Here is a 6,541-nt window from a genome sequence, read left to right on the forward strand (position 1 = left end):
CCGCTTCGCGGCTTGTCCGGAATGACGATGGAGGGTTGACCATCGGGTGGCCTCTTCCTACGCCTCGATCATGACCTCACGCGCCTTCATCGCCGGCTGCCTCGGCACGAGCCTGACCCCTGACGAGCGCGCGTTCTTCAGGGACGCCCGCCCCTGGGGCTTCATTCTGTTCCGGCGCAACACGCAAAGCCCCGAGCAGGTCGCCGCACTGACGGCGGACATGCGCGAAACCGTCGGCGGGCAGGCGCCGATCCTGATCGACCAGGAGGGCGGGCGGGTGCAACGCATGGGCCCGCCGCACTGGCCGAAATACGCAGCCGCGCAAGCCTTTCTCGCGATCAACGATCCCGTGGCCCAGCGCGAAATCGTACGGCTCTCGGCGCGGCTGATGGCGCATGATCTGAAGGCGGTGGGCATCGACGTCGACTGCCTGCCGGTGCTCGACGTTCCCGTCGCCGGCAGCCACGACGTCATCGGGGACCGCGCCTATGCGCATGAGCCCGACCGCGTCGCCCAGCTCGGCCGGGCGGCGGCCGAGGGGCTGATGGCGGGCGGCGTGCTGCCGGTGATCAAGCACATGCCCGGCCATGGCCGGGCGCGGGCCGACAGCCATCACGATCTGCCGATCGTCGATGCGTCGCTGGACGAATTGCGGGCGCATGATTTCCGGCCCTTCCGGCATCTCGCCGACATGCCGATGGCGATGACGGCCCATGTCGTCTTCACCGCGCTCGACCCGAAGAACCCGGCGACGGTCTCGCGCAAGGTCGTGCGGGAGATCATGCGGGGCGAGCTGGGCTATGACGGGCTGATCATGACCGACGACATCTCGATGAAGGCGCTGTCGGGCAGCTTCGCGCAGAAGTCCCGCGCCGCGATCCGGGCGGGCGTCGATGTCGTGCTGCATTGCCACGGCATCATGGAGGAGATGGTCGCCATCGCCGGCGCCGTGCCGGAGATGAAGGGGCATCGCGCCCGGCGCGCAGCCATGGCACTGGCGCGCATCCGGCACGAGCCGGAGCCGCTCGATGTGGACAGCGCGAGGGCGCAGGTGGCGAGCGCGCTTGCCTCGAGCGCGTGAACCGTCGAACCTGCGATCGGCACGCGTCTTTCGTGTGTGAGCATAAAGGGGCGGCCGGCCATGGCGGCGCAACTGCCATTCGAGGATGACGGTGCCCGCCGGGACGACGAGCCGGCGCTGCTCGTCGATGTCGATGGCTATGAGGGCCCCCTCGATCTCCTGCTCGATCTCGCGCGGCGCCAGAAGGTCGATCTGCACCGCATCTCGATCCTGGCGCTGGCCGAGCAATATCTCGTTTTCGTCGAGCAGGCGCGGGCGCTGCGGCTCGAATTGGCGGCCGACTATCTCGTGATGGCGGCCTGGCTGGCCTATCTGAAATCCAGGCTGCTGCTGCCCGAGCCGCCCAAGGGCGAGGAGCCGAGCGCGGCCGATCTCGCCACCGCGCTCGCCTTGCGCCTGCGTCGGCTGGAGGCGATCCGGGCCGCGGCGGGCAAACTCGCCTCACGCGAACGGCTCGGCCATGATGTGTTCGCGCGCGGGGCGCCGGAAGCGGTTGTCGCCGGGGCCCGGCCGGTCTGGGAGGCGGAGCTCTACGATCTGCTGTCGGCTTATGCGCAGCAGCGGATGAAGCGGGTGCAGGGCCATATTTCGGTCGGCCAGCGTGTCGTCTGGTCGCTGGTCGAGGCGCGCGAGGCGCTGCAGCGCCTGGTGGGCGAGGCCGGCGACTGGACGCAGATCGACCCGTATCTGACGCGCTACATGGCCTCGCACGGGCTGCCCGCCGGCGCGATGGCGGCGACGGTCAGGGCCTCGGCGCTGTCGGCCATGCTGGAGATGGTCAAGGAGGGCGTTCTCGATCTGCGCCAGGACGACGCGTTTTCGCCGCTTTATCTGCGTCGCCGTTCGGCCCGTCCGCCCTCGCTGCCGCTGGGCCGCGGAGACGCGTCATGAGCAGTCTGGTCATCAAGACGGTCAATCCTGAGGAGGACGCCGGTGCTGAGGCCCTCGCTCATGCGATGCGCGTGGTCGAGGCGCTGCTGTTTGCGTCCGCCCAGCCGCTGCCGGCCGACGAGCTCGCCCGCTGCGTGCCTGCGGGCATCGACGTCGATGGGGTTCTGGCGCGGCTCACGGCGCTCTACGAGCCCCGAGGTGTCAATCTGCGCCAGGTCGCCGGCGGCTATGCCTTCCGCACTGCGCCCGATCTCGGCTATCTGCTGGCGGCGGAGGCCGAGGCCCCGCGCAAATTGTCGCGGGCCGCGCTCGAGGTGCTGGCGATCATTGCCTATCACCAGCCGGTGACGCGGGCCGAAATCGAGGAGATCCGCGGCGTCGCCACCGCCAAGGGGACGCTCGACATCCTGATCGAGGCCGGCTGGGTGCGACTGCGCGGTCGGCGCCGCTCGCCGGGGCGCCCCGTCACCTTCGGCACGACGCCGGGTTTTCTCGATCATTTCGGGCTTGGCCGCATCGACGACCTGCCGGGGCTGGAGGAACTGAAGGGCTCGGGCTTCATCGAGGGACGGCTGACGCGCGACCTTTCCGTGCCGGTTCCCGACGACGATCCCGACCTGCGCGCCGACGAGGATCCGCTCGGCGACCTGTTCACGCCGCTTGACGAGAACGGTTGAGCGCCGCATGGGGCGGGCTGGCAGGGGTTGACACCCGCCCGGCGCCGTCATTCCGGGCGCAGCGAAGCGGAGGCCCGGAATCCATCATAGAGTCCAACCTTTCCAGGGCATGGCTCTACGATGGATTCCGGATCGGCGCCGCTTCGCGGCTTGTCCGGAATGACGATCTGCTGTGTGACGAGGCGTGGAGCATCTGTTGGCCGTCAACGAGACCAAATCGCGCTGGTTGAGCTGGGGACGTCGCGGCACCGCCGGGGCCGCCATCCCGATGGCGCTCGGCTTCGAGGGTGTGACCCAGCGTTTCGGCGAGGTCACGGCGCTGAACGATGTCTCGCTGTCGATCGAGCCCGGCGAGATCGTCGCGCTGCTGGGCCAGTCGGGCTGCGGCAAGACCACACTTTTGCGGCTGGCGGCCGGCGTCGAGCGGCCGAGCGCGGGCCGCGTTTTGCTGGAGGGCCGCGACGTGTCCTCGTCGGGGTCCTTCGTCGAGCCCGAGCGGCGCGGCGTCGGCCTCGTCTTCCAGGACTATGCGCTATTCCCGCATCTGACGGTGCGAGAGAACGTTCGTTTCGGCCTGGTCGGTCGTGGCGGCGGCGCTGCGGCCGATGCCACGGCGCTGCGCGCCATCGCCCGGGTCGGGTTGGCGGACCTGTCCGAATCCTATCCGCACATGCTCTCGGGCGGCGAGCAGCAGCGCGTGGCGCTGGCCCGCGCGGTCGCGCCGCGGCCCGGCGTGCTCTTGATGGACGAGCCCTTCTCCAATCTCGACCGGCGCCTGCGCGATGTCGTGCGCGACGAGACCGCGGCGCTCTTGCACGAGACGGGGGCGACCTCGATCATCGTGACGCATGACCCCGAGGACGCGATGCGCATCGCCGACCGGATCGTGCTGATGCGCCATGGGGCGATCGTTCAGATCGGCACCGGCCAGCAGCTCTACCGCCAGCCCGGCAGTCTCTTTGCCGCCCGATTCTTCTGCGACTTTACCGAGGTCGCGGGTCGAGTCGTGCGCGGGGCGGTGGATACGCCGTTCGGGCGCTTCCCGGCCAAGGGGCTGGCGGAGGGGGCAGAGGCCATCGCCTGCATCAGGCCGCATGCGGTGCGGATCGTGCCGAAGGGCTTCTGCCTGCCGGGGCGGGTGGTGAGCCGGCGCTTTCTCGGCGAGGTCGATCATCTCCTGATCGCGGTCGACGGGTTCGAGCGGCTGTTGTCGGTGCGGGCGACCCTGGCGGCAGCCACGACCGAGGGCGACGATGTCGGTCTCGATATTCCCACCGACGAAGTTCTTGTGTTCCCGGCGGGGGACACATAGGTTCCGCCGCAACGGCTTGATCCGGGGTCGCAATCCCCCGGCAACACATGAATAGAGGGAGTTCGCCATGGGTGGCGTCAGCATTTGGCATTGGATCGTCGTCGGCGTCATCGTGATGCTGCTGTTCGGCCGCGGCAAGGTTTCCGAGCTGATGGGCGACGTCGCCAAGGGCATCAAGTCGTTCAAGAAGGGCATGGCCGAGGACGAGACCCCGCCGCCGCCCACAGCCGCGACCCCGGTCGATCCCCGGGTCATCGACGCCAAAGCCAATGACCAGGCTGCCACCCATCCCGCTCCGGCCAAGGCCGAGACCAAGGCCTGAGGCCGCGCCGCTCGCGTTTCGCGAGGGCTAGCCTTGTTTGAAGGCTGAGAGGACGAGCCGTCGATGTTCGACATCGCCTGGAGCGAATTCATGCTGGTCGGGGCAGTCGCGCTCGTCGTGATCGGTCCCAAGGACTTGCCGAAGGCGATGCGGACCGTCGGCCAGGCGGTCGGCAAGATGCGCCGCATGGCCTCCGAGTTTCAGGGCCAGTTCAACGACGCGATGCGCGAGGCCGAACTCCACGACCTGAAAAAGCAGGTCGAGGATGTCGGCGGCTCCGTGTCGAACGCGATGAGCACGGATTCCTGGGCCAGCGACTACAAGCCGATCGAGATGCCCGCCTCGACCGGGCTCGACGATGCGGCGCTGAAGGAGGCGGAAGCCAAGCTCGCCGCCATTCCCGCGCCGGAGCCGCTGCCCCCGGTCGAGATTGCGCAGACCGACTTGACGCCCCCCGCCGAACCGGCGCCCGAGCCTAGGCCGAAGCGCGTCCGCAAGGCCGTGGCCGCGGCTGAGGAACCCGTCGCTGACGTGCCAGAGCCCGCCAAGGCGCCGCGCCGGCGCAAAACTGCCGTGACCGAACCCGGCGAAGGGAGCGCGACATGAGCGTCGCCAACACCCGTGCCGGCGAAGACGAGATCGAGGCCTCGCGCGCGCCGCTGATCGACCATCTGATCGAATTGCGTTCGCGGCTGATCAAGTCGCTGATCGCCTTCCTGGTGATGTTCTTCATCTGCTTTGCCTTCGCGACGCAGATCTACAATGTCCTGGTGCAGCCCTATGTCTGGGCGGCGGGGCCGGGCGCCAATGTCCAGCTGATCTACACCGCGCCGCTGGAATATCTGTTCACCCAGATCAAGATCTCCGCCTTCGGGGCCGGGTTCTTCGCCTTTCCGGTGATCGCGACGCAGATCTACAAATTCGTCGCGCCGGGGCTCTACAAGAACGAGCGCAACGCTTTTGCACCTTATCTCGCGGCGACACCGGTGTTCTTCGTCGCGGGCGCGGCGATGGTGTTCTTCTTTGCCATGCCGGTGCTGATGAAGTTCTCCATCGGCATGCAGCAGGCGGCGACCGACGGGCAGGCCGGCATCGCGCTCCTGCCCAAGGTCAGCGAATATCTCTCGCTGATCATGACGCTGATCTTTGCCTTCGGAATCTCCTTCCAGCTGCCGGTCATCCTTACCCTGCTCGGCCAGGCGGGCATCATCGATTCGACCTTCCTGAAGGAAAAGCGCCGCTACGCGATCGTCTTCGTCTTCGTGGTGGCGGCCGTCCTGACACCGCCCGACGTGATCTCGCAGCTGATGCTTGCGATCCCGATGCTGCTGCTCTACGAGCTGTCGGTGTTCTCGGTGCGCTATGTCGAGCGCAAGCGCGCCGCCAAGCAGGCGGCTGACGATGCCGCGGATGCGGCCAGCGAGTAGGGGCGGACCCGGTTCCCTGTCATTCCGGCCAAGCGGCGCAGCCGCAGCGCCGGAATCCATCGTAGGGCATATCGGTTCGCCAGACTGCAACGTCCCTTGATATGTGGCGGCGCTCTACGATGGATTCCGGCGCTGCGTTTCGCTTGGCCGGAATGACGGGGAGGGTGTTGCCCATGTGGGTGTACATCATGGCCAGCGGTTGGAACGGGACGCTGTATCTTGGCGTAACCAACAGCCTGAGCCGCCGCGTCACTGAACATCGCGAGGGGCGCGGGTCCCAGTTTGCTCGTCAGTACGGCGTCAGCCACCTCGTCTACGCCGAGCATTTCGAGCGCGCCGACGAGGCGATCGCGCAGGAAAAGCGCATGAAGAAGTGGCATCGCGAGCGCAAGGTCGCGTTGATCGAAGCCGGTAACCCGACCTGGCGCGACCTGTACGACACGATTCACTTGGATTGAGACCGTTCCAACCAGCCCTCGTCATTCCGGCCAAGCGGCGCAGCCGCGCCGCGCCGGAATCCATCGCAGGGCACATTGGTTGCCGGGCTGCGGTGATCTTTGACCTGCGCCGTCGAGCCTTACGATGGATTCCGGCGCTGCGCTTTGCTTGGCCGGAATGACGGGGAGGATGTTGTCCAGGCAATTGATGGCCGTCCCGCGCGCTTCAAGGAATGTTGTCCCGCCGTTCCACCCTCGCCGTCATTCCGGCCAAGCGGCACAGCCGCGCAGCGCCGGAATCCATCATAGGGCAGGTCGGTTGCCGGGCTGCGGCGGTCCTCGATATGGGCCGTAGAGCCCTATGATGGATTCCGGCGCTGCGCTTCGCTTGGCC

The 6,541-nt window shown here is 67.7% G+C and carries 8 protein-coding genes; all 8 read left to right on the plus strand.

The window, feature by feature from the left end:
- Positions 1-70 precede the first annotated feature (70 nt).
- The 8 genes from nagZ to IP69_RS17435 all read left to right on the plus strand — a co-directional run bounded on the left by nagZ (position 71) and on the right by IP69_RS17435 (position 6,168).
- Positions 71-1,081 carry a beta-N-acetylhexosaminidase gene (nagZ, locus tag IP69_RS17400; RefSeq protein ID WP_054144109.1) on the plus strand — a complete coding sequence of 337 codons (1,011 nt, stop codon included), beginning with the start codon at positions 71-73 and terminating at the stop codon, positions 1,079-1,081.
- Between the two features lie 60 nt (positions 1,082-1,141).
- Entirely contained in the window at positions 1,142-1,972 is an 831-nt protein-coding gene (locus IP69_RS17405) for a ScpA family protein (protein WP_054144105.1), read from the plus strand.
- Between the two features lie 65 nt (positions 1,973-2,037).
- Positions 2,038-2,649, plus strand: coding sequence for an SMC-Scp complex subunit ScpB (scpB, locus tag IP69_RS17410; protein WP_248306881.1), 612 nt, complete (start codon positions 2,038-2,040; stop codon positions 2,647-2,649).
- Positions 2,650-2,845: 196 nt separating this feature from the next.
- On the plus strand, positions 2,846-3,961 hold the full coding sequence (locus IP69_RS17415) for an ABC transporter ATP-binding protein (protein ID WP_248306879.1): 1,116 nt from the start codon (positions 2,846-2,848) through the stop codon (positions 3,959-3,961).
- A 67-nt stretch (positions 3,962-4,028) separates the two neighbouring features.
- Positions 4,029-4,283, plus strand: a complete 255-nt coding sequence (locus tag IP69_RS17420) for a twin-arginine translocase TatA/TatE family subunit (RefSeq protein WP_156323521.1) — start codon at positions 4,029-4,031, stop codon at positions 4,281-4,283.
- 63 nt (positions 4,284-4,346) lie between these two features.
- Positions 4,347-4,889, plus strand: a complete 543-nt coding sequence (gene tatB / locus IP69_RS17425) for a Sec-independent protein translocase protein TatB (protein ID WP_054144107.1) — start codon at positions 4,347-4,349, stop codon at positions 4,887-4,889.
- Positions 4,886-5,710 carry a twin-arginine translocase subunit TatC gene (gene tatC / locus IP69_RS17430; RefSeq protein ID WP_054144108.1) on the plus strand — a complete coding sequence of 275 codons (825 nt, stop codon included), beginning with the start codon at positions 4,886-4,888 and terminating at the stop codon, positions 5,708-5,710. Before tatB ends, tatC begins: the two co-directional genes overlap by 4 nt.
- Positions 5,711-5,883: 173 nt before the next feature.
- The gene (locus IP69_RS17435; protein WP_248306880.1) at positions 5,884-6,168 is read left to right on the plus strand and encodes a GIY-YIG nuclease family protein; all 285 of its coding nucleotides are present in this window, start codon (positions 5,884-5,886) and stop codon (positions 6,166-6,168) included.
- The last annotated feature ends 373 nt before the right edge of the window (positions 6,169-6,541 follow it).

Origin of the sequence: Allobosea sp. AAP35 (assembly GCF_001295925.1) — a bacterium.
Taxonomy (GTDB): Bacteria; Pseudomonadota; Alphaproteobacteria; order Rhizobiales; family Beijerinckiaceae; genus Allobosea.